Genomic DNA, 19,500 nt, shown 5'->3' on the forward strand with positions numbered 1-19,500 from the left:
CCGGGTCACTTCTTCCAGTCGTAGCCGAGCACGGGCGGGTGGTCGGACACCTTGGTGACGGTGAGGTTCTCCTCGGGGTGCGCGGCCGCGTACCGCGTCATCTCGTTGTAGATCCGGTCGCGCAGGTCGGTGTCGCGCACCTCGATCGTGGCTCGCTGGCACAGCTGTTCGGGGTGCACGCCGGGTTCCGAGCGGATCGCCAGGTTCCAGAAGTGCCGCTTGTCGGTGCCGTCGGCGCCCTCGCCGTCGTTGGTGAAGTAGACCTTGCCGCTTTTCTTGTCGTAGATCTGCTGGGTCACCTTGATCTGGTCGTCGCCCTGGGCGGCGGAGAAGTAGCCGGACGGGTCCTGCGACCCCGCGTCGCGCGTGTAGAACCCGACTTCGCCGCCGAACGCACCGCCGAACCCGTAGCTGCCCTTCCACAATTCCAGCCGGTGCTGCTTCCCGGTCTTGGGGTCGGTGAACTCCATGTTGTCGCCCTGGGCGCTGGTGCGGTCGAGGTCCGCGCCGATGAGCTTCTCCATCTTGTCGTAGATGTCGTGCCAGCCGAGGTAGCTCTGCACGGAGTGCTCGCCGGTGGTGTAGAAGTCGCCGCCCTCGACGTACTTGAAGCCGAAGTAGTCGTAGATCTTCTGCGCGACCTCGGGGTCGCGCATGATCGTGTCCCAATCTCCCTTGAGCAGCGCCAGATCGAGCTTCGGGTTCTTCGCCACGAGCGCGGCGAGGCCGGGGATCTCGCGCAGGATGATCGCGGCGATCTCGGCCGGGTTCCGCTTCTCGGAGCCGGCGAGCTCCCACACCTGGCCGGTTCTGTTGCGGAGCTTGAAACCCTCGGCGAGCAGGACCGCGTCGTAGGTGGTGACCGCCCGCTGCAGATCGGCGAGCAGGACGAGGGCCTCGGCCTTGACGATCTTGTCCTGCGCCCACGCGAACACGATGTTGCCCTTGCCATGGGAGAGGTCGTTCCACACGTTGTCGAGCTTCGCCTGCAACTTCTCGGCGTCCTCGCGTTTGCTCCTGGCGTCGGACTGCGCCTTCGCCAGCGCGTCGCGCACGACTTCGAACGACTTCGCCGACTCCTCGAGGTCCTCGGCCTGGTCCTCGCGATTCTTCTTGAAGGCGTCCAGCGAGGAAAGGGCCGACTCGCCGGCCCCGCCGTGCCAGCTCTCGCTCAGCTGGGTGCCGACGCTTTCCAGCAGTGCCTGGGCGTCCTTGACCGATTCCTTGGCGGCCCGGCACGCGCGGGCCCGATCGTCCAGCTCGGTGGTGCTGCCCGTTTCCACTTTGCCGGCGAGCTCACGGATCTTGTCGAACACCGCCGTCACCGGTCGATCCGTTCGAACCCGCTGTCGAGCGCCTTCAGGAAGACGCCGCGTGCTTCGGTGTCGCTGCTGTCGTAACTCTTCGCGGCGTTGCCGATGGTTTCGACCAGGCTCTCGACCTGCTGGCGCGCCGCGTCCAGATCTTCCTGCCGGGTCAGCAGCCAGACCTCGTAGTCGCCCGCGAAGCCGCCGGCCCGATCGGTGCCGCCCACGTTCGGCGACCCCGGCGCGGACAGCGACGGTGGCGTGCCCTGGCCGAGCTTGGCCGCGGCGTTGCTGATGTTCTCGACATCGACCTCGAACCCCACAGAGCTTCCTTCCGCGCTGTCCCGCTCGCCAGGCGGAGGCCACCGGCGAGGCCGAGTGACATTCCGTGCCGGTAATGTAACACTCGTCCGGTCTGAGACGCCGGGATTCCGCTCCCGGTTCCCTTGCGGGTCAAGCGGTTCGGCTCACCCGACCACCAGGCGCCCCTCGTGGACCCGCGTACTCGACTGCTTGAGCCGGCGCAGCACCGGCACCACCTCGACCTGCCGCACGGCGGGCAGCACGCCGACCTTGGTCGTCACGAACGTGTAGAGCGCCTCGACATCGCGGCACGTGACGGTGATCAGCAGGTGGCCGCGCCCGTGACAGCGGCGGAGAACGTCGTTTCCGGGTACAGCGACAACGCGCGTCCGGTGGCGTCGAGGTCGCCGGGGGTGACGGTGAGCCACAGGTAGGCCGTGGCGTGGAAACCGAACAGCGGCGGGGCGAGGTCGACCGCGACGTGCAGCGCGCCGGATGCCAGCAGCTCCGCCAGCCTCGCCGACACCCGGGACTGTGGCCGGCCGGTCGCCCGGGCCAGCGCGACGACCCCGGCGCGGCCGTCGCGGGCGAGCTCGGCCAGCAGCGGCGCGTCCTCCTCGCGGATCGGCGTGCCCGGCCCGTCGGTCGCGGGCGGGTCGAGCTGCGCGAGCTGATCGGGGGTGAGCGGATCGTCGTAGGCCAGCCATTTGGCGTCGCTGCCGACGTACATGTGCATCACCGCGAAGGCGGCGAAGCTCAGCACCTGGCTGGTGCGCGGCAGCCGGGCCAGCACCGACCCCCGCGCGGCCCCCGGATCGCTGAACGCGACGCACACGATCTCGGAGCCGCCGGAGGTGACGCTGACCCACGACACGTCGTCGCGGGTCGCGATCGCCTCGGCCAGCGCGTCGGCGGCGTCGGGCCGGCACTGCACGCGGACGAACCAGCGCTGCTGCCCGGTCGCGCGCGGGGTCGGCGTCGCCCGGATCCGCAGCGCGCCGCCGGCGTGCAACGCCCGGTAGCGCCGGGCGACCGTCTGCTCGGACACCCCCAGCACCTGGGCGACCCGGCGGAACGGCGCCCGTCCGTCACGCTGCAGGCAGTGCACGATCCGGCGATCGATCTGCTCCACGGTGGAAGTTTACTGCCGCTCGTGCGCCGGTTTTGGCGGTTCACCTCGCGATTCCGGCTGTGGCCTGAGTGATGGTGGTCGGGCTCGCGAAGCTGGTCCTGTCCACGAACACCGACCGGAACGGACACCTCCGTGAACCCGAGCACCACCCTCGCCCTGGCCGAGGACCTCCACCCGACCCGCATGGGCTTCGGCGCGATCCGGCTGGCCGGCCCCGTGGCCTGGGGCCCGGCCCGCGACCGTGACGCCGCCATGGCCGTCCTGCACGAGGTCGTCGCCCTCGGCCTCACCCACATCGACACCAGCGACTACTACGGCCCGCACACGGTCAACCGGCTCATCCGCGACACCCTGCACCCCTACCCGGCCGGCCTGCACCTCGTCACCAAGGTCGGCGCCCGCCGCGGTCCCGACAAGTCCTGGCCCGCGGCGCTTTCCCGCGACGAGCTCATCTCCGCCGTCCACGACAACCTCGACCACCTCGACCTGCCCGCCCTGGACCTCGTCTACCTGCGCATGACCGACCCGGCGGCCGACCTCCGCGAGCCGTTCACCGTGCTGGCCGAGCTGCGGCAGGAAGGCCTGATCAAGCACCTCGGCGTCAGCAACGTCAGCCTCGAACAGGTGGCAGCGGCGCGCACCGTCGCCCCCGTCCGCGCGGTGCAGAACTTCTACAACCTCGCCGTCCGCAACGACGACCCCCTGGTCGACCTCTGCGCGGCCGACGGGATCGCGTTCGTCCCCTTCTTCCCCTCGGCGGCTTCCGGCCCCTGCAGTCGGCCGCACTGCAGGAGGTCGCCGACGACCTCGGCCACCCGCCCCTGCGGATCGCGCTCGCGTGGCTCCTGCACCGCTCACCCACGACCCTGCTGATCCCCGGCACGTCGTCGATCGAGCACCTGCGCCAGAACGCCGCCGCCGCACACCTCACCCTGCCCGCCGAGGCACTGTCCAAACTGGACACGGTCGGCAGCGAGGGCGCCACCGCTCCCTGGGACCGCCGGTGACCCGCGGCCGGCCGGGGACGGGGGTCAGTGCAACTTGGCCCACGCTTCGTCGATCATCGCCGCGCACACAGCCGGATCGCTGTGTTCCCTGGTGTCGTCGCCCAGCGGTTTGAGCTGGACGGTCAGGCCGGGATCGGTTCGCTGGCACAGGAGGACCGACGTCTTGTCCGGCGTCGGCTCCTCGAACGGCGCCAGGTCGTTGTGAAGGACGCAGGACACGTCGCCGACCTGGCGGAGTTCGTTGGTGGGCCCGGCGAGGCCGTTGTCCTTTTGCTCGTACGGGATCGCGAGCCCGGGGGCGTGTGTGCGGACGGCGGTGATCTGGAACGAGTGTGCGAAGTCCACCGCGGTATAGGTCTGCACCAGCGCCGGCGCACCGTACGCGGCCGCGACGCGGTTGGTGTTCTCGCGGTCCGAGGTGGCGTTGCGCTGGGCGAACTGGCGGTGGGCGAGGTCGTCCTTGACCTTGACGGGCTGCACGTCGGCCTTGTCGACGCCGCCCAGTGTGGCGGGCGCCTGGAGCGGCAGTCCACTCGCGACTCCGGTGTCGTGGGTGGTCAGCAGCCACGGGACGCCGACGCCGGCCGCGCCGACGACGAGGCCGATCGCGGCGGCGATCACCGGGGAAACCGAGCGGCGTGGGGGTGCCGGCGTCTCCACGAGCACCGGCAGGTGCTGGGTCACGGGCGAGTCCTTCGAGGCGAGGGCGATGTCGATCAGGGGATCGGCGGGCGTCTGCCGTTCGTTACCCACGCTTTGCCTCGTCTTGCCGGCGGCCTGGCAGAAGGCCACCAGGCTCTTGGTGTCTTGCGTACCCGAACCGAACCGGTATATTGGTAAGTCCATTAGTCAGCGGCTAGGAGTGGGACATGCCGAAGGTCGTGTACGTCGACGACGCCGGCGAGGAGCGGGCGGTCGACGCCTCCGTGGGGGAGAGCGTCATGAGCGCGGCCGTGCGCGCGGGGGTGCCGGGGATCATCGGCGAGTGCGGGGGCTGCCTGTCGTGCGGCACCTGTCACGTGTGGGTGCGGGAGGAGTACCTGGATCACGTCGGCGAAGTCGGTGACATGGAGGACGACCTCCTGGATCTCGCGGTCGGCGACCGGCGGGCCGGGAGCCGCCTGTCGTGTCAGATCGAGGTGACGCCGCAGCTCGACGGGCTCACCGTGGACGTGCCGGGGGAGCAGGTCGTCTGACCTCGGCACGGGGAACTCGTCATTGCCAGTGGTTCAATGGTCTGATATTCAATCCTATAACGGCTTCGCGATCGCCGGCGTGAAAGGACTTCAGCGTGCTCCGAACAGAGATCAACGAACTGCTGACGCAAACCGGGCCGGGCACCAAGATGGGCGCTCTGTTCCGGCGCTTCTGGCAGCCCGTTCTGCTGGCCGAGGAGCTGCCCGCCGACGACTGCCCGCCGGTGCGGGTCAAGATCCTTTCGGAGCGGCTGATCGCCTTCCGCGACTCGGAGGGCCGCTACGGCCTGATGGACGAGTTCTGCGCGCACCGCGGCGTCTCGCTCTGGTTCGGCCGCAACGAGGACGGCGGCCTGCGCTGCCCTTACCACGGCTGGAAGTACGACTACACCGGCCAGGCGATCGAGGTCCCGAGCGAGCCGGAGACCAGCAACTTCTGCGCCAACGTCAAGCTCAAGTCCTATCCGATGATCAAGCGCGGCGACGTGCTGTGGGCCTACTTCGGCGACCCCGAGGCGCAGCCGCCGCTGCCGGAGTGGGAGTTCGTGACGGTCCCGGAGGGGCAGGCGTTCACGTCGAAGCGCTTCCAGGAGTGCAACTGGCTGCAGGCGCTCGAAGGTGGCATCGACTCCAGTCACGTCACCTTCCTGCACTCGGGCAGCCTCGACAGCGACCCGCTGTTCAAGGGCTCGAAGGGCAACGCCTACAACCGCGCGGACCTGAAGCCGTTCTTCGAGGTCGTCGACTACGAGGGCGGTCTGCTCATCGGTGCCCGCCGCAGCGCGGAGGAGGGGCACTACTACTGGCGGGTGACGCCGTGGGTGCTGCCGAACTTCACCATGGTCCCGCCGCGCGCCGACCACCCGATGCACGGCCACTTCTGGGTGCCGATCGACGACGAGAACTGCTGGGCGTGGAGCTTCGACTACCACCCGACCCGCCAGCTCGACGGCGAAGAGGTCGCGGCCATGCGGGCCGGCCTGGGCGTGCACAGCGCGAACGACGAGAACTACCGGCCGCTCGCGAACAAGGACAACGACTACCTCATGGACCGCGACGCTCAGCGGCGCGGCGAGACCTACTCCGGCATCAAGGGCATCGCGCTGCAGGACTCGTCGCTGCAGGAGTCGATGGGGCCGATCGTCGACCGCACCAAGGAACGTCTCGTCGCCACCGACGCGGGCATCATCAAGGCCCGCCAGAAGCTGCGCAAGGCCGCGCTCGCGCTGGCCGAGGACGGCGTCGAGCCCGCGGGCAACCGGCCCCGGGACCAGAAGGTGCGCTCGGTCGCGGTCGTGCTGCCCGCCGACCAGTCCTTTGTGGACGGCATCGGCGAGGCGATGGTCGCCAAGCCGGGCGTGCCGCAGACCACGGTCTGAGACGGCGGGGAACGCAGTGTCGCAACGAGGTTTGGTGAGCAGTTGTGCCCGCGCGGCGACCGCCGAGGAGGCGGCTTTCCGGATCGACTACCCGTTGTCCGCCGCCCGCAACACGCGGGTGGTGGCGCTCGACGACGCGGCGAAAGGCATCGTCGCGCGAACCGCCGCCGAGCAGTGGGCGCAGGCGCGGTTCTACTCCGTTTCCGGTGCCGGCGACGAGCTGGTCACCATGGCCGGCGACCGGGTGGCGCTGACCGACGAGCTCAAGGACAGCAACACCGTCGTGCTGGTGTCGACCACCGGCGAGAACGCGGAGGCGGCGGCCATCATCGGCGCGGCCTGCACGGTGCGGGGGATCATGACGGCCGGCCTGGTCGTGACCTCCGACGGGTTCGCGAACGACGCGCTGTTCTCGCTGCGTCCGCACGCCCGGATCCTCTTGGTGCCCGCCGAGGAGGACGACCTGTTCGAACTGCTGAAAGCGACGCGCGCATGAACTCCGGGAACGAAGTGAAAGTCACCATCCCGGCTCTGCAGGCGATGAAGGCGCGCGGCGAGAAGAGCGTCTGCATCGTCGCCTGGGACTACCAGATGGCGCGCATCGCCGACCGGGTCGGCGTGGACATCGTCTCGGTCGGCGACACCGTCGGGGTCAACCTGTGGGGGCAGCCGCACCCGCTCGAGATCACGTTCGACGAGGTCCTCGTCGTCGCGAAGGCGGTGCGGCGGGGAGTCCGGCGGGCACTGCTCAGCTGCGACTTCCCGTTCGGCCCGCTGCAGCAGGGCGCAGCCAGTGCCGTCGACGCGGCGATCCGGCTGGTCAAGGAGGCGGGCGTCGACCTGGTGAAGCTCGACGGCGCCGCCGACTTCCCGGACGCGGTCGAGGCCGTCACCCGGGCGGGCATCCCGGTCTTCGCGCAGTTCGGGATCACGCCGCAGACCGCCCTGAAGTACGGCATCGAGTACTCGGCGGCCAGCATCGCGCAGGTGCCCGACGAGATGCTCGACGAGCTGGTGGCGGAGGCCAAGCGCCTCGAATCGGCCGGAGCCGTCGCGCTCAACTTCACCAACTCCGGCCCGGTGGTGGGGCCGGCGGTGGTGGACGCGGTGTCGATCCCCGTGCTCGGCGGGTTCGGCGGCGGTCCGTGGCTCGACGGGCGCATCCGCATGGCGACCGCGGCCATCGGCTACACCGCGGCCAATGTGGACAAAGAGCCCGACACCTACGCGAACGTCGCGCGGATCGTGTTCGACGCCCTGTCCGACTGCGCCGCGGACATCCGCGGCGGCAGGCAGATCCGCGGTGGCATCAAGGTGCCTCAGAGCTGAGGAGAAGTTCGCATGCCCGTGGTCGTGCTGGACGGGATCGCCACGCGTTACGAGACCGTCGGTGCGGGCCCGCCGCTGCTGATGTTCAGCCCGGGCGGCTTCGATTCCACTTTGGACAACTGGACCGGTTTCGGGCGCTACCGCGACCTCGGTTTCCTCGACGCGTTCGCCGCCGGCTACACCTGTGTGGTCTACGACCGGCGCGAGTCGGGACAGTCGGGTGGCCGGGTCGAGCGGCTGGACTGGCCGGTGTACACGCGCCAAGCGCTCGGGCTCCTCGACCACCTCGGCATCGACGCGGCGCACACGATGGGCGGCTGCGTCGGCTGCTCGACCGCGGCGGCGCTCGCCGTCGCGGCGCCGGAGCGGGTGCGCAGCATGGTGCTGTTCTCGCCGGCCGGCGGGCCCCGGTACCGGATGGCGCAGCACCGCCGGTTCGTGCGCCACCTCGCCTTCGTCGCCGAGCACGGGCTTCCCGCCGTCGTCGACCTGGCCCGGTCGACGAACGCCGGCTTCAGCAAGGACCCGCGCGTGGGTCCGTGGGCAGCGCCGCTGCGCAGCGACGAGACCTTCGCCGAGGCGTACGCGGCTTTCGACCCGGCTCGCTACGACCTGCTCGTGACCGGCTCGGTGCGGGGCCTCTTCGACCGCGACACCGTCCCCGGCGTCGAGCCCGAGGACCTGATGACCTGCGACGTGCCCGCGCTGATCGTGCCGGGACAGGACAGCTCGCACGCCCCTTCCGCCGCGCGCTACCTCCAGGAATGCCTGCCGGTGCACGAGTACTGGGACGTCCCGGTCGCCGAGCAGACGGCCGAGACCGCGCCGGCCCGCGTCCTCGAGTTCCTGCGCGGGCACGACCGGTGACTCGGCTCGTCCTGCTTCGCCACGGTGAGAGCACCGCCAACGCCGGGGACCTGTTCGCCGGGCACCTCGACGTCCCGCTGACGCCGGCCGGTGTCCGCGAAGCGGGTGCCGCGGCGGAAGCATTGGCCGGCTGGTGTCCGGCCGTCGTGCACTGCTCGCCGTTGGCCCGTGCCGCCGACACCGCGGCGATCATCAGGAACGTGCTCGCGCCGACCGTCGCGGCCGTGTACCACCCGGCCCTCGTCGAGCGGCATTACGGTGCACTGCAAGGACTTCGGCGGGCCGACGCGCGGGCGCGGTTCGGCGCCGAGGCGGTGGAGCGCTGGCGGCGGTCGCCAGACGGCGTGCCGCCCGGCGGCGAGAGCCTTCAGATGCTGCACGAGCGGCTGCGGCCGTACTGGCACGAGGTGCTGCTGCCGCTGCTGGAATCGGGCCGTCCGGTCCTCGTGGTCGCGCACGGCAACTCGCTGCGCATGCTGCTGGCCCACGTGAGCGGCCTGGACGTGGGGGAGGCGATCGGCGCCGAGGTGCCGACCGCCGTCCCGCTCCGGCCGGAGGTCAGGCTTCCAGCGCGGTGATCTGGTCGATGCGGTCCTGGTGCCGGCCGCCCTTGAACGGAGTCGCCAGCCACAGCGCGAGCAGCCGTTCGGCTTCGTCGTCCGTGATGATCTTCGTACCGATCACGAGCACGTTGGCGTTGTTGTTGCCGCGCGAGATCTCCACCATGAACGTGCTGTGCCCGAGCCCCGCGCGCACGCCGCGGATCTTGTTGCAGGCGATGACCTCGCCCTGCCCGCTGCCGCCGAGCACGATGCCGGCGTCCGCCCGCCCGTCGGCGACGCGGCGGCTCACGTCGGCGCACAACGGCGGGTAGTCGACGACGTCCGGTTCGCCGTGCGAGCCTCGGTCGGTCACTTCGTGCCCGTGGGCGGTGAGCCAGGCGGTGAGGCGCTGCTTGAGGTTGACGCCGTGGTGGTCGGCGGCGATCGCGATGCGCACGGCTCAGCCCACCAGTTCGCGGGTCGCGGGGGCGAACATCGAGTCGACGTCCACCGGTTTCGCCAGGATGTGTTGCGCCGCCGCCTGTTCGGCGAGGAGCTCGAGGATCGCGCGGTTGGGTTCGATGCCGTAGGGGAGGGGGTCGGCGGTGCCGGTCTCGGCCATGACCCGGGCGTACATCCGGTCGTCGGCGGTTTCGGCGACCCCGGCCCGCAGCCGCTCGACGTAGCGGCGCTTGGATTCCGCGAACGCGTCGAACACGGCCTTCGCCACGCCCGGGTGGGCGTCGAGGACCTCGTCCTTGACGACGACGAGGTGGTTGATCGGGTAGAAACCGCGTTCGCGCAGCGCGGCGAACCCCGCCTCGGCCGGTTCGGCGATGAGGGGCACGACCTCGGGCGAGTCCACTTTGGTGTTGACGACCGCGTCCAGTTCGCCCGCCAGCAACAGATCGGCCAGGCTTTTCCCGGCGGCGGCCGGTTCGACGTTCTCGGGCGGTTGGTAGGACTCCACGTGCTCGTCGCCGCTGAGGACCCACGTGACCGAGTCGAGGTCGAGGCCGTGTTCGAGCGCCATGATCGCGCGCGCCCAGACGCCGGTGGTCACCGTGTAGCCACGGTTCACGCCGACCCGCTTCCCCGCGAGCCGGCCCGGCTCGGTGATGCCGGAGTCCTTCCGCACGAGGATCGCGCCGTGGTGGAAGCCGCGGACCAGGAAGACCGGCAGCGCGGTGAAGCGCACGCCGTGCTCGCGGGCGGTGAGGTAGGTCGTCAGCGCCATCTCGCAGACGTCGTAGGCGAGCTCGCGGACCATCCGCCGGAACCCGGCGACGAGAACCGGTTCTTCCTTGAACGCCAACGGAAATCCGGCCGGGACGACTTCGCCGGACGTCAGCGCGCGGTTGTTGCCCTGGGTGCGGGTCACGGTCAGCAGGTGCTCGGCCATCGGTCCTCGCCTCGTCGTCGTGGAGTTACGCGTCGTGCAGTCACTTGTCGCGGAGTTACCCGGTGAGAGTGCTGCTGCCGATGGTATATTGGGCTGTCCATTCTGCCAAAGAGGGAGATCCGATGGTCCAGACTGTGCAGGCGGCCGTCCGCGTCGCGCCGGGCACGACCGAGATGCAGGAGTTCGAACTTCCGGCGATCGACGACGACTCCGCTCTGCTGCAGGTGGAGGTCGCGGGGATCTGCGGGACGGACGTGAAGATGTACGCCGACCCGCCCGCCGTGATCCGGGGCCGGGTGATCATGGGTCACGAGAACGTCGGCGTCATCGCGCAGGCCGGGCCGCGGTTCAAGCGCCGCCACGGACTCGAAGAGGGCGACCGGGTGTTCGTCGAGCACTACGTCGGCTGCTTCAACTGCGAGTGGTGCCGGCTCGGGGAGTACCGGCACTGCGAGGCGACGGACTGGCGGACCAACCCCGACGGCCGGCGCTTCGGCTACACCTCCGCGGAAAAGCCGGGCACGCTGTGGGGCGGGTTCAGCGAATACATGTACCTGCCGTGGAACTCGGTGCTGCACAAGGTCCCCGACACGGTCACGCCCGAGCTCGCCGGCATGGTCATGCCGCTGTCCAACGGCATCGAGTGGGCGCTGCTCACCGCCGGCGTCGGGTACGCCGACACCGTGCTGATCCAGGGCCCGGGCCAGCAGGGCCTCTCTCAGCTGGTCGCCGCCAAGACCGCGGGTGCCGCCAAGATCCTGGTCTCCGGCACCACCCGCGACAAGCACCGCTTCGACCTGGCCAAGGAACTCGGCGCCGACGAGGTCATCGACGTGCTCACCGAGGACCCCCGCGAGAAGGTCATGGACCTCACCAGCGGCCGCGGCGTCGACATCGTGCTCGACTGCACCTCGCGGGCCGGCACCGCGCCGGTCCTGCTCGGCGTCGACGTCCTCAAGCGCCGCGAAGGCACGCTCCTCATCCAGGGCGAGCTGGCGGCGTTCCCGGACTTCCCGGTCAAGAAGGTCACCGAGAAGGCGATCACGATCAAGTCCGCGCGCGGGCACTCGTTCCGCGCCTGCGAGCTCGCCGTGGACCAGCTCGCCTCGCGCCGGTTCCCGCTGGAGAAGCTGGCGACGCACCGCTACGGCATCGACCAGGTCGACCACGCGATCCGCGTGCTCGCCGGCGAGACCGACGAGGACGCGATCCACATCTCCCTGATGCCCTCCCTGGTCGGCCAGGCCGGCGGGGCGGTCGCGCGATGAGCGGGATCGTCGTCACCAACCCGCCCCGAACCAGCCCGGAGACGCGTGACGGCCTGGGCCGGTTCGGGGTCGCCACCCTGCACGAAGCCCAGGGCCGCACCGGGCTGATGGCCGCGGCGCTCAACCCGATCTACCCGGGCGCGCACGTGGCGGGCACGGCCGTGACGGTGAGCGTGGCGCCGGGCGACAACTGGATGATCCACGTGGCCGTGGAACAGTGCCGGCCTGGTGACGTGGTGGTGGTCGCGCCGACGTCGCCCTCGGACGCGGGCTACTTCGGCGAGCTGCTGGCGACCTCGCTCAAGGCACGCGGGGTGCGGGGCCTGGTCATCGACGCCGGTTGCCGCGACATCGCCGAGCTGCGCGCGCTGCCGTTCCCCGTCTGGTCCCGCGCCGTTTCGGCCGAGGGCACGGTCAAGGAAACGCTCGGCTCGGTGAACACCCCCGTCGTCTGCGGTGGCCGGCTGGTCGAGCCGGGTGACGTGGTCGTCGCCGACGACGACGGCGTGGTGGTCGTGCGCCGGGCCGACGCGGACGAGGTCCTCGCGGCCGCGACGGCGCGGGAGGACAAGGAAGCGCGCCTGCGGGCGCGCTACGCCGAGGGCGAGCTCGGCCTCGACGTCAACTCGATGCGCGAGCGCCTGGCGCGCAAAGGCCTGCGGTACGTGGAGCACGACGAGTACCTCAAAGAGGTGCGCGACCGGTGATCATCGACATCCACGGGCACTACACGACCGCTCCGCCGGCGTTGAAACAGTTCCGCGACGCCCAGTTGGACGGCGCGTCGGCGAAACTGGCGCCGGTGTCCGACGACGAACTGCGCGAAAGTGTCGAGGGGAACCAGCTGCGGGTCCTGCGAGAGCGCGGCGGTGACCTGATGCTGTTCTCTCCCAAGGCATCCGGCATGGAGCACCACGTCGAGGACGTCGGCGTGGCGAACGCCTGGGCGCGCGCGTCCAACGATCTCGTGCACCGGGTCGCCGAGCTGTACCCCGAGCACTTCGCCCCGGTCGCGCAGCTTCCGCAGACGCCCGCAGGCAACCTCGGCGGCGTCACGGCCGAGATCCGCCGGACCGTCGAAGAACTCGGTTTCGTGGGCGTCAACCTCAATCCGGACCCGTCCGGCACCTGGGCGGGCAAGCCGATCACCGACGAGTCGTGGTTCGGCGTGTACGAGGTCCTGGCCGAGCTCGACGTACCCGCGATGGTGCACGTCTCGACGGCGTGCAACCCGAACCACCACACGCTCGGCGCGCACTACCTCAACGCCGACACCAGCGTCTTCACCCAGCTGCTCGAGGCGAAGCTCTTCGACCGGTTTCCCGGTCTGCGCCTGGTGATCCCGCACGGCGGGGGAGCGGTGCCCTACCACTGGGGCCGCTACCGGGGCCTGGCGATGCGCAACGGCTGGCCGGACCCGGCCGAACTGCTGCCGAACGTCTTCTTCGACACGTGCGTCTACCACCAGCCCGGCATCGACCTTCTGCTCGACGTCCTGCCCGCGAACAACGTGCTCTTCGCGTCCGAGATGCTCGGCGCGGTCCGCGGGGCGGACCCGGAAACCGGCATCGCCTGGGACGACACGAAACAGTACGTCGACCGCGCCGGCCTCACCGGTGAGGACCTGGCCGCGGTGTACGAGAACAACGCCCGCCGGGTCTACCCCCGGCTCGACCGGCGGCTCGCCGCCACAGGAAGGTGATCCGATGAGCCGGCTGCCCATCACGTTCGCGTGCGGCGACTACGACCGCACGCGCGCCCTCGAGGACGGGTCGATCCGGCCCGACGGCATCGACCTGACGTACCTGCGGCTCCCGGTCGAGGAGACCTTCTTCCGCATGCTGCGCCACGGCGAGTTCGACGCCTCGGAGATGTCGCTGTCGACCTACGTCGCCTCACTCGACCGCGACCCGGCGCCGTTCGTCGCGCTGCCGGTGTTCACGTCGCGGATGTTCCGCCACGGCGGCGTCTTCGTCAACACCGCGGCGGGCATCGAGAAACCGGCCGACCTTCGCGGCAAGCGCATCGGGACGCCGGAGTTCCAGCTGACCGCGAGTGTCTGGATCCGCGGCATCCTCGCCGACGCGTACGACGTGCCGCTCGACTCCGTCACCTACCTCACCGGTGGCCAGGAAACGCCGGGGCGGATCGAAAAGGGTGCCGTGTCGACCCGCTTCGACGTCCAGCCGATCCCGGCGGACCGGACGCTTTCCGAGATGCTGGCCACCGGCGAGATCGACGCGCTGCAGAGCCCGCGGATCCCGAGCTCGTTCGTCGCCGGCGACGGTCGCGTCGCCCGGCTCTTCCCCGACACCGTCGCGGCGGAGAAGGACTACTACGCGGCCACCGGGATCTTCCCGATCATGCACGTGGTCGTCCTGCGCCGCGAAGTCCACGAGCGGCACCCGTGGGTCGCGCAGTCCCTGACCAAGGCGCTCACAGCGGCCAAGAACGAGGCGTACGCCCGGATCTACGACGCCTCGGCACTGCGGTTCATGGAGCCGTGGCTCAACCAGCACCTGGAGGACGCGCGGAGCCTGCTCGGCCCCGACTACTGGTCCTACGGGCTGGACGCCAACCGGCACGTGCTCGACGTGTTCCTCCGCTACCACCACGAGCAGGGGCTCTCGGCTCGCCTGCGCACCGCGGAAGAGCTGTTCGCGCCCGGGTCGACGGAGTCCTTCGTCATCTGACCTCACGCGGCGCGCAGGAGCTCCTTCAGCGCCACCTCGGTGTCGGCCGCCACGTGCGGCGGGACGGTGCGGCCGGCCTCGAGGAGCTTGCGCACCGCCATGTAGTCGCGGGGCGCGTTCACCGCGTCGATCGCGATGAGACGTCCGCCGCGGTAGTAGAAGAGCGAGAACCGTTCACTGCCGGGGTCGCCGCGCAGCACGGTCTCGTCGTAGCCGCTGCTGACCCCCGCGATCTGGAGTTTCAGATCGGCCTGGTCGGACCAGAACCACGGGATCCCGGTGGCGGGAGCGGCGAGGCCGAGCAGGGTCGCGGCCGCCGTTTTCGCCTGCGCGATGGCGTTGGGTACGGACTCGAGGCGGAGGGTGCCGTGGTCGGGGTGCGCGACGATCGTGCAGTCGCCCGCGGCGACCACGCTGGGGGTGCTGGTGCGGGCGGACTCGTCGACGAGGATCCCGCCGGCGCACACGAGCTCGAGCTGTTCCGCGAGCTCGGTGTGGGGGACCAGGCCGATCCCGACGACCACGACGTCGGCGGGGAGGGTGCGGCCGTCGGAGAGCCCGACGCCGGTCACCCGGTCGCGGCCGAGGAGCTCGGTCACCCCGGTCGAAAGCACGACTTCGGTGCCGCGCCGGCGGTGCGCGGCGAGGTAGAAGCCCGACATCTGCGGCGCGACGGCACGCGCGAGCAACCGGTCGGCCGCTTCGACCACGGTGACGTTCCGGCCCGCGGCGGTGGCGGCCGCGGCGGCCTCGAGCCCCACGAAGCCCCCGCCGACGACCACGACGTCGCGGGCCGACGCGAGGTCGTGGCGGAGCGCCATCGCGTCGTCGACGTCGCGCAGGTAGTGGACGCCGGCGAGGTCGGCGCCCGGAACGCCCAGGCGGCGCGGGGTGCCTCCGGTGGTCAGGGCGAGGCGATCGAAGTCCACGGTCCGCCCGGACCGCGTGACCGCGAAACCGCCACCGCGCTCGGGATCGGTGAGGGTGATCGCGTCGATCCACTCGCCTCGGACGAGCTCGATCCGCTGCGCCTCGTAGAAGTCCGCGCCCCGCAGCACCAGCCGCTCCTCGGGCAGTTCCCCCTTGAGGAACGCCTTGGACAGCGGGGGCCGCTGGTAGGGCAGCCGGGTTTCCCCGCCCAGCAAGGTGATCGGTCCCGGGTCGCCCAGCTTGCGCAGCGAGGCGGCCAGCTCCACGCCCGCCTGGCTCGCGCCCACCACCAGGGTGCCGTTTCCCTTCACCGCCATGCCGTCACCACCTTGACTCTGTTGACGAGAAACCGCCGTTGGCTAGTCCATTAGACCTTAGCGGAAGGCAGCGTCCAGTGCGAGAGGTGTTTCCGACGCTGGTGCGGGGTTTTCGGGTGCTACTCGACCTCGTGCGACACGCGTTGCGCGGTCCGGGCGATGTGTTCGCTCATGATCCGCTGGGCGGCGGCGAGGTCGCGCTCGCGGATGGCCTCGGCGAGCTCGCGGTGCTCGCCGGTCCCGCGTGCGCCCATGATCGGCGCCTGCTCCCGGGCCTCCCGCAGGGACATCAGGAGCGGGCCGTGGAAGCTCTGGATCAGCATCGTCAGCGCGGTGTTGTGGGCGCATTCGGCGAGGCGGATGTGGAACCGCGCGGAGATGTCCACTGTGTACCGGTCCTCGTCGACGGCGTGCTGCCCCTCCTCGACGAGCTTGAACAGCGCGTCGATGTCCTCTTCGGTCGCCCGCTCGACGATCAGGGGGAGGGCCCCGATCTCGACGATCTTGCGCGCCTCGGTCACCTCGCCCGCGGTGAGCACGGACATCGACAGGAGATCGGCCAGGCCCTCGCCGACGCGGTCCGTGCTCGGCGCGGTCAGGAAGGCGCCGCCGTGGGCGCCCACCTTGATGGTGACGAGCCCGGTGGCCTCCAGTACGCGAAGTGCCTCTCGGACGGTCACCCGGCTCACGCCGAAGCGCTGGCACAGATCGCGCTCGCTCGGCAGCCGGTCGCCGGGGGTGAGGGAACCGTCGCGGATGAGTACCTTGATCTGGTCCACGATGACCTGGGACACCCGCGAGGTGCTCACGCGGCTGAAGAGGTCGTCCTTCTCGCCGCGCCCTGTTGCAGCCATGTCTCCACCTCGTCATGGTCGATGCCGGAAATGCACCGTAGTTTAACAGTCAATGGTCTGACCTTACGGCACCAGGCCTGGTCAGGGGTGTCGGCGCTGCTCCGGCCGGTCACGACCTGGTCAGAAAACTCAGTTGGACCATTGCTTTGGACTGACAATTAGTCCTACGCTCCCCTCCATGCTGAGCCGAGACAAGCCGGCACTGTCCAGAACGGCAGGCCGTGATGCTGCGCACATCGATGTGGGAGCCACGGGCGGGATCGCACACCTCGAGGCCCGGGGTGTCGCCATCGACTACGCCAAGCCTGGGTCGAAAGAGGTGACGACGGCCGTCGAGCAGTGTGATCTGAGCTTGGAGCGGGGCGATTTCGTCTGCCTCGTCGGGCCTTCCGGCTGCGGCAAGACCACGTTGCTCAACGCGGTCGCCGGGTTCGTCGAGCTCGCCGAGGGCGATCTGGAGCTCGACGGGCGGCCGATCCCAGGTCCGGGACCCGACCGGGCGATGGTGTTCCAGCACGCGAACCTGCTGCCGTGGCGGACCGTTCAGGCGAACGTCAGCTACGGCCTCGAGCTCACGAAGAAGGTCAAGAAGCCGGCGGCCAAGCAGCGCGCCGACGAGCTGCTGGAGCTGGTCGGGCTGGCCGGCGTGGGCCAGCAGTACCCGGCGCAGCTCTCCGGCGGCATGCAGGCCAGGGTCAACCTCGCCCGAGCGCTCGCGGTCGAACCGGAGATCCTCCTGCTCGACGAGCCGTTCGCCGCGATCGACGCGCAGACCCGCGAGGTGCTCCAGGTCGAGCTGCTGCGGGTGTGCGCCGCCCGCGACGTGACGGCTCTGTTCGTCACCCACGACATCACCGAAGCCGCGTTCCTCGCCGACCGGGTGTGCGTGTTCAGCCCGCGGCCCGGCCGCATCGTCAAGGAGATCACGGTGCCGTGGCCGCGTCCGCGTTCACACGAGATCCGGCGGACGCGGGAGTTCGCGCAGCTGCGGGACGAGATCGCCGACGTGCTCTACGGCGCCAAAGCCGGTGCCGGGGAGGGAGCCCGATGAGCGTCACGTCTTCGCCGAGGCAGACCTCGCGGGTGGCATCCCGCCCGGCCCGGAGCCCTCGCGCGGGCCGGCCGGCCCGTCGCCGGCTGCCGTCGTGGCTCAGCCAGCAGCGCTTGTTCGGCATCGGCGCCGTCGTCGTCGTGCTGGTCGCGTGGGAGATCGTCGCGCTGCTGCGGATCCAGCCGCAGCTGATCCTGCCCGGGCCGGTCGACGTGATCGACGCCTTCGGGGCGATGATCCAGGGCGGCCAGATCTGGATCGACCTGTGGACCAGCGCCCAGGAACTGCTCGCCGGCCTCGCGCTGGCGGTGGTGATCGGGCTGCCGGTGGGGCTGCTGATCGGCTGGTACAAGCGCATCGCCTGGGCGCTCAACCCCTTCGTCAACTTCCTCTACGCCACGCCGCGCATCGCCTTGACGCCCCTGCTGATCATCTGGCTCGGCATCGGCAGCTCCTCGAAGATCGCGATCGTCTTCCTCATGGCGCTGTTCCCGGTGCTCATCAACACCGCGCAGGGCGTCCAGTCGCTCGAACAGGGAACCGTGCGCGTGGCGCGCTGCTTCGGGGCGAGCGACCTCCAGCTGTTCCGCACCGTCGCCCTGCCCGGCACCGTCCCGTTCATCGCCAGCGGGATGCGGCTCGCCGTGGGCCAGGCGCTGATCGGTGTCTTCGTGGCCGAGCTCAGCGGCGCGCAGCACGGTGTCGGCATGACGATGAACACCGCCGGCCAGCAGTTCCAGACCGCCACCGTCTTCGCCGGCTTGTTCATCTTCGCCGCGGCCGGCGTGATCCTCACGGCTTTGCTGCGCCGGGTGGAGAACCACTACGCCGCGTGGCGCCTGAGCGACTGACGTTTCCCGTCCCCGCCCATTCCCAGAAGGACAGAACAATGAAGTTCAAGTCTGGCGCCTTCGGCGTCGCCCTTTCCGTGGCGCTGGCGGCCTCGACGCTGGCCGCCTGCGGTGGTTCGTCGGACGCCGGAGCCGGTGGCGTCATCACGGTCAGCTACAGCGAAGAGGTCGCCGACGAGCTGCCCCTGTGGATCGCGTCGGAAGCCGGCTACTTCAAGGAGCAAGGGCTCGACGTCAAGCTCATCAAGCTCGACAGCAACCAGGGGTACCCGGCGCTCATCGCGGGTCAGACGCAGCTCGCCTCGATGGGCGGTTCGCAGATCGTGGCCGGCACCGCGGCCGGCGGCGACGTGAAGGTGCTGGCCGCGCTCACCCCGGTGCTCCCGTACCAGATCTACGCGAACGTGCCGACCGCTGCTCAGCTGAAGGGCAAGAAGATCGGCTACACGACGAAGAGCGGGTCCCAGTACATCGGTACCTTGCAGGCGTTGAAGAAGCTGGGCATCAATCCCGGTGACGTGAACCTGGTGCCGCTGGGCTCGGTGACGAACGTCAACAACGCGCTGCTGGCCAAGACCATCGACGCCTCCGCCACGCACCCGCCGGCCAGCCTCAAGTTCGAGGACGCGGGCCTGCACATGGTGATCGACATGGCGAAGGAGAAGATCCCCAACATCAACGTGGGCATCTCCAGCACGTCCGAGTACCTCAAGGACCACCCGGACGTCGTCGGGAAGTTCATGGCGGGCCTCAAGAAGGGCTTCGACCGCGAGCGCTCCGACGAGGCGTACTCGACGAAGATCCTGGGCGCGCACCTCGGGGTCACCGACCAGCGCGCGCTCGACGCGACCTGGAAGTACTACGCGGGCGAGGTCCTCACCGACCCGCCCGTGGCGACGGTGGACCAGCTCAAGTCTTCGCAGCAATCCCTCGAAGGCTCGGTGAACGGGGTCGACAACGTCGATCTCGCGTCGCTCATCGACTCGTCCTTTGTGGACAAGGCCTTCGGGGCCAAGTAGTACGGGAAACGCGCGGTGCCGGGTCGGTCGCCCGGCACCGCGCGTCCGTCGGA

At 70.1% G+C, this 19,500-nt stretch carries 21 protein-coding genes and 1 pseudogene; 14 read left to right on the forward strand and 8 right to left on the reverse strand.

Features of this window, described 5'->3' with window-relative positions; genetic code table 11:
* Positions 1-5: 5 nt before the first annotated feature.
* The 3 genes from AB0878_RS19930 to AB0878_RS19940 all read right to left on the reverse strand — a co-directional run bounded on the left by AB0878_RS19930 (position 6) and on the right by AB0878_RS19940 (position 2,742).
* The gene (locus tag AB0878_RS19930) at positions 6-1,325 is read right to left on the reverse strand and encodes a DUF4474 domain-containing protein (protein ID WP_366581715.1); all 1,320 of its coding nucleotides are present in this window, start codon (positions 1,323-1,325) and stop codon (positions 6-8) included.
* A complete protein-coding gene (locus tag AB0878_RS19935; RefSeq protein WP_366581716.1) occupies positions 1,322-1,630 on the reverse strand; it encodes a hypothetical protein in 309 nt (102 codons plus the stop codon). Before AB0878_RS19935 ends, AB0878_RS19930 begins: the two co-directional genes overlap by 4 nt.
* A gap of 302 nt (positions 1,631-1,932) precedes the next feature.
* Positions 1,933-2,742, reverse strand: coding sequence for an AsnC family transcriptional regulator (locus AB0878_RS19940; RefSeq protein ID WP_366581717.1), 810 nt, complete (start codon positions 2,740-2,742; stop codon positions 1,933-1,935).
* Between the two features lie 183 nt (positions 2,743-2,925).
* Here AB0878_RS19940 and AB0878_RS19945 point away from each other — a divergent pair.
* Positions 2,926-3,749 (forward strand): annotated as a pseudogene (locus AB0878_RS19945) (oxidoreductase).
* Between the two features lie 24 nt (positions 3,750-3,773).
* On the opposite strand, the gene AB0878_RS19950 reads toward AB0878_RS19945, so the two are convergent.
* Complete coding sequence (locus tag AB0878_RS19950; protein ID WP_366581718.1) at positions 3,774-4,502, reverse strand: hypothetical protein; 729 nt, start codon at positions 4,500-4,502, stop codon at positions 3,774-3,776.
* A gap of 116 nt (positions 4,503-4,618) precedes the next feature.
* Between AB0878_RS19950 and AB0878_RS19955 the strand changes: the two genes are divergently transcribed.
* The 6 genes from AB0878_RS19955 to AB0878_RS19980 all read left to right on the forward strand — a co-directional run bounded on the left by AB0878_RS19955 (position 4,619) and on the right by AB0878_RS19980 (position 9,098).
* The gene (locus AB0878_RS19955) at positions 4,619-4,945 is read left to right on the forward strand and encodes a 2Fe-2S iron-sulfur cluster-binding protein (RefSeq protein WP_360606663.1); all 327 of its coding nucleotides are present in this window, start codon (positions 4,619-4,621) and stop codon (positions 4,943-4,945) included.
* A 95-nt stretch (positions 4,946-5,040) separates the two neighbouring features.
* Positions 5,041-6,324, forward strand: a complete 1,284-nt coding sequence (locus AB0878_RS19960) for an aromatic ring-hydroxylating dioxygenase subunit alpha (RefSeq protein WP_366581719.1) — start codon at positions 5,041-5,043, stop codon at positions 6,322-6,324.
* A gap of 34 nt (positions 6,325-6,358) precedes the next feature.
* On the forward strand, positions 6,359-6,820 hold the full coding sequence (locus AB0878_RS19965) for a hypothetical protein (RefSeq protein WP_366581720.1): 462 nt from the start codon (positions 6,359-6,361) through the stop codon (positions 6,818-6,820).
* 14 nt (positions 6,821-6,834) lie between these two features.
* Positions 6,835-7,653 carry a 3-methyl-2-oxobutanoate hydroxymethyltransferase gene (locus AB0878_RS19970; protein ID WP_366581721.1) on the forward strand — a complete coding sequence of 273 codons (819 nt, stop codon included), beginning with the start codon at positions 6,835-6,837 and terminating at the stop codon, positions 7,651-7,653.
* A gap of 12 nt (positions 7,654-7,665) precedes the next feature.
* Entirely contained in the window at positions 7,666-8,520 is an 855-nt protein-coding gene (locus AB0878_RS19975; protein WP_366581722.1) for an alpha/beta hydrolase, read from the forward strand.
* Positions 8,517-9,098 (forward strand): 2,3-bisphosphoglycerate-dependent phosphoglycerate mutase, encoded by a 582-nt coding sequence (locus tag AB0878_RS19980; protein WP_366581723.1) that lies wholly within the window; start codon positions 8,517-8,519, stop codon positions 9,096-9,098. Before AB0878_RS19975 ends, AB0878_RS19980 begins: the two co-directional genes overlap by 4 nt.
* Here the strand turns inward: AB0878_RS19980 and AB0878_RS19985 are convergent.
* Together AB0878_RS19985 and AB0878_RS19990 are read right to left on the reverse strand one after the other, a co-directional pair.
* Positions 9,079-9,519, reverse strand: a complete 441-nt coding sequence (locus tag AB0878_RS19985) for an RpiB/LacA/LacB family sugar-phosphate isomerase (RefSeq protein ID WP_366581724.1) — start codon at positions 9,517-9,519, stop codon at positions 9,079-9,081. The two genes, AB0878_RS19980 and AB0878_RS19985, sit on opposite strands and share 20 nt — an antisense overlap.
* 3 nt (positions 9,520-9,522) lie before the next feature.
* Complete coding sequence (locus tag AB0878_RS19990; RefSeq protein ID WP_366581725.1) at positions 9,523-10,464, reverse strand: hypothetical protein; 942 nt, start codon at positions 10,462-10,464, stop codon at positions 9,523-9,525.
* Positions 10,465-10,586: 122 nt separating this feature from the next.
* On the opposite strand from AB0878_RS19990, the gene AB0878_RS19995 reads away from it, so the two are divergent.
* From AB0878_RS19995 to AB0878_RS20010, 4 genes are read left to right on the forward strand one after another with little or no spacing between them, the layout of a single operon-like run.
* Positions 10,587-11,732, forward strand: coding sequence for a zinc-binding dehydrogenase (locus AB0878_RS19995; RefSeq protein ID WP_366581726.1), 1,146 nt, complete (start codon positions 10,587-10,589; stop codon positions 11,730-11,732).
* Complete coding sequence (locus tag AB0878_RS20000; protein ID WP_366581727.1) at positions 11,729-12,439, forward strand: 4-carboxy-4-hydroxy-2-oxoadipate aldolase/oxaloacetate decarboxylase; 711 nt, start codon at positions 11,729-11,731, stop codon at positions 12,437-12,439. The genes AB0878_RS19995 and AB0878_RS20000 overlap by 4 nt, the downstream gene beginning before the upstream one ends.
* The gene (locus AB0878_RS20005; protein ID WP_366581728.1) at positions 12,436-13,434 is read left to right on the forward strand and encodes an amidohydrolase family protein; all 999 of its coding nucleotides are present in this window, start codon (positions 12,436-12,438) and stop codon (positions 13,432-13,434) included. Before AB0878_RS20000 ends, AB0878_RS20005 begins: the two co-directional genes overlap by 4 nt.
* 4 nt (positions 13,435-13,438) lie before the next feature.
* Positions 13,439-14,425 carry an ABC transporter substrate-binding protein gene (locus tag AB0878_RS20010; protein WP_366581729.1) on the forward strand — a complete coding sequence of 329 codons (987 nt, stop codon included), beginning with the start codon at positions 13,439-13,441 and terminating at the stop codon, positions 14,423-14,425.
* Between the two features lie 2 nt (positions 14,426-14,427).
* On the opposite strand, the gene AB0878_RS20015 is transcribed toward AB0878_RS20010, so the two are convergent.
* Both AB0878_RS20015 and AB0878_RS20020 read right to left on the reverse strand, forming a co-directional pair.
* A complete protein-coding gene (locus tag AB0878_RS20015; protein WP_366581730.1) occupies positions 14,428-15,672 on the reverse strand; it encodes an FAD-dependent oxidoreductase in 1,245 nt (414 codons plus the stop codon).
* Positions 15,673-15,791: 119 nt separating this feature from the next.
* On the reverse strand, positions 15,792-16,526 hold the full coding sequence (locus AB0878_RS20020) for a FadR/GntR family transcriptional regulator (RefSeq protein WP_366581731.1): 735 nt from the start codon (positions 16,524-16,526) through the stop codon (positions 15,792-15,794).
* 178 nt (positions 16,527-16,704) lie between these two features.
* On the opposite strand from AB0878_RS20020, the gene AB0878_RS20025 reads away from it, so the two are divergent.
* Genes AB0878_RS20025 through AB0878_RS20035 form a run of 3 tightly spaced genes read left to right on the forward strand, consistent with a single transcriptional unit; the run spans position 16,705 to position 19,447 of the window.
* Positions 16,705-17,577 carry an ABC transporter ATP-binding protein gene (locus AB0878_RS20025; protein ID WP_366581732.1) on the forward strand — a complete coding sequence of 291 codons (873 nt, stop codon included), beginning with the start codon at positions 16,705-16,707 and terminating at the stop codon, positions 17,575-17,577.
* Positions 17,574-18,428 carry an ABC transporter permease gene (locus AB0878_RS20030; protein ID WP_366581733.1) on the forward strand — a complete coding sequence of 285 codons (855 nt, stop codon included), beginning with the start codon at positions 17,574-17,576 and terminating at the stop codon, positions 18,426-18,428. The genes AB0878_RS20025 and AB0878_RS20030 overlap by 4 nt, the downstream gene beginning before the upstream one ends.
* 38 nt (positions 18,429-18,466) lie before the next feature.
* Positions 18,467-19,447 carry an ABC transporter substrate-binding protein gene (locus AB0878_RS20035; protein WP_366581734.1) on the forward strand — a complete coding sequence of 327 codons (981 nt, stop codon included), beginning with the start codon at positions 18,467-18,469 and terminating at the stop codon, positions 19,445-19,447.
* The last annotated feature ends 53 nt before the right edge of the window (positions 19,448-19,500 follow it).

The sequence above is a fragment of the Amycolatopsis sp. NPDC047767 genome, from assembly GCF_040704195.1.
Taxonomy (GTDB): Bacteria; Actinomycetota; Actinomycetes; order Mycobacteriales; family Pseudonocardiaceae; genus Amycolatopsis.

Excerpts from the sequence above, each read along its gene's own strand:
- AB0878_RS20025 (WP_366581732.1), top strand. The coding sequence starts at position 16,705 with ATGCTGAGCCGAGACAAGCCGGCACTGTCCAGAACGGCAGGCCGTGAT.
- AB0878_RS20015 (WP_366581730.1), bottom strand. The coding sequence starts at position 15,672 with ATGGCGGTGAAGGGAAACGGCACCCTGGTGGTGGGCGCGAGCCAGGCG.
- AB0878_RS19975 (WP_366581722.1), top strand. The coding sequence starts at position 7,666 with ATGCCCGTGGTCGTGCTGGACGGGATCGCCACGCGTTACGAGACCGTC.
- AB0878_RS20000 (WP_366581727.1), top strand. The coding sequence starts at position 11,729 with ATGAGCGGGATCGTCGTCACCAACCCGCCCCGAACCAGCCCGGAGACG.
- AB0878_RS20020 (WP_366581731.1), bottom strand. The coding sequence starts at position 16,526 with ATGGCTGCAACAGGGCGCGGCGAGAAGGACGACCTCTTCAGCCGCGTG.
- AB0878_RS20030 (WP_366581733.1), top strand. The coding sequence starts at position 17,574 with ATGAGCGTCACGTCTTCGCCGAGGCAGACCTCGCGGGTGGCATCCCGC.
- AB0878_RS19955 (WP_360606663.1), top strand. The coding sequence starts at position 4,619 with ATGCCGAAGGTCGTGTACGTCGACGACGCCGGCGAGGAGCGGGCGGTC.
- AB0878_RS20010 (WP_366581729.1), top strand. The coding sequence starts at position 13,439 with ATGAGCCGGCTGCCCATCACGTTCGCGTGCGGCGACTACGACCGCACG.
- AB0878_RS19995 (WP_366581726.1), top strand. The coding sequence starts at position 10,587 with ATGGTCCAGACTGTGCAGGCGGCCGTCCGCGTCGCGCCGGGCACGACC.
- AB0878_RS19990 (WP_366581725.1), bottom strand. The coding sequence starts at position 10,464 with ATGGCCGAGCACCTGCTGACCGTGACCCGCACCCAGGGCAACAACCGC.
- AB0878_RS20035 (WP_366581734.1), top strand. The coding sequence starts at position 18,467 with ATGAAGTTCAAGTCTGGCGCCTTCGGCGTCGCCCTTTCCGTGGCGCTG.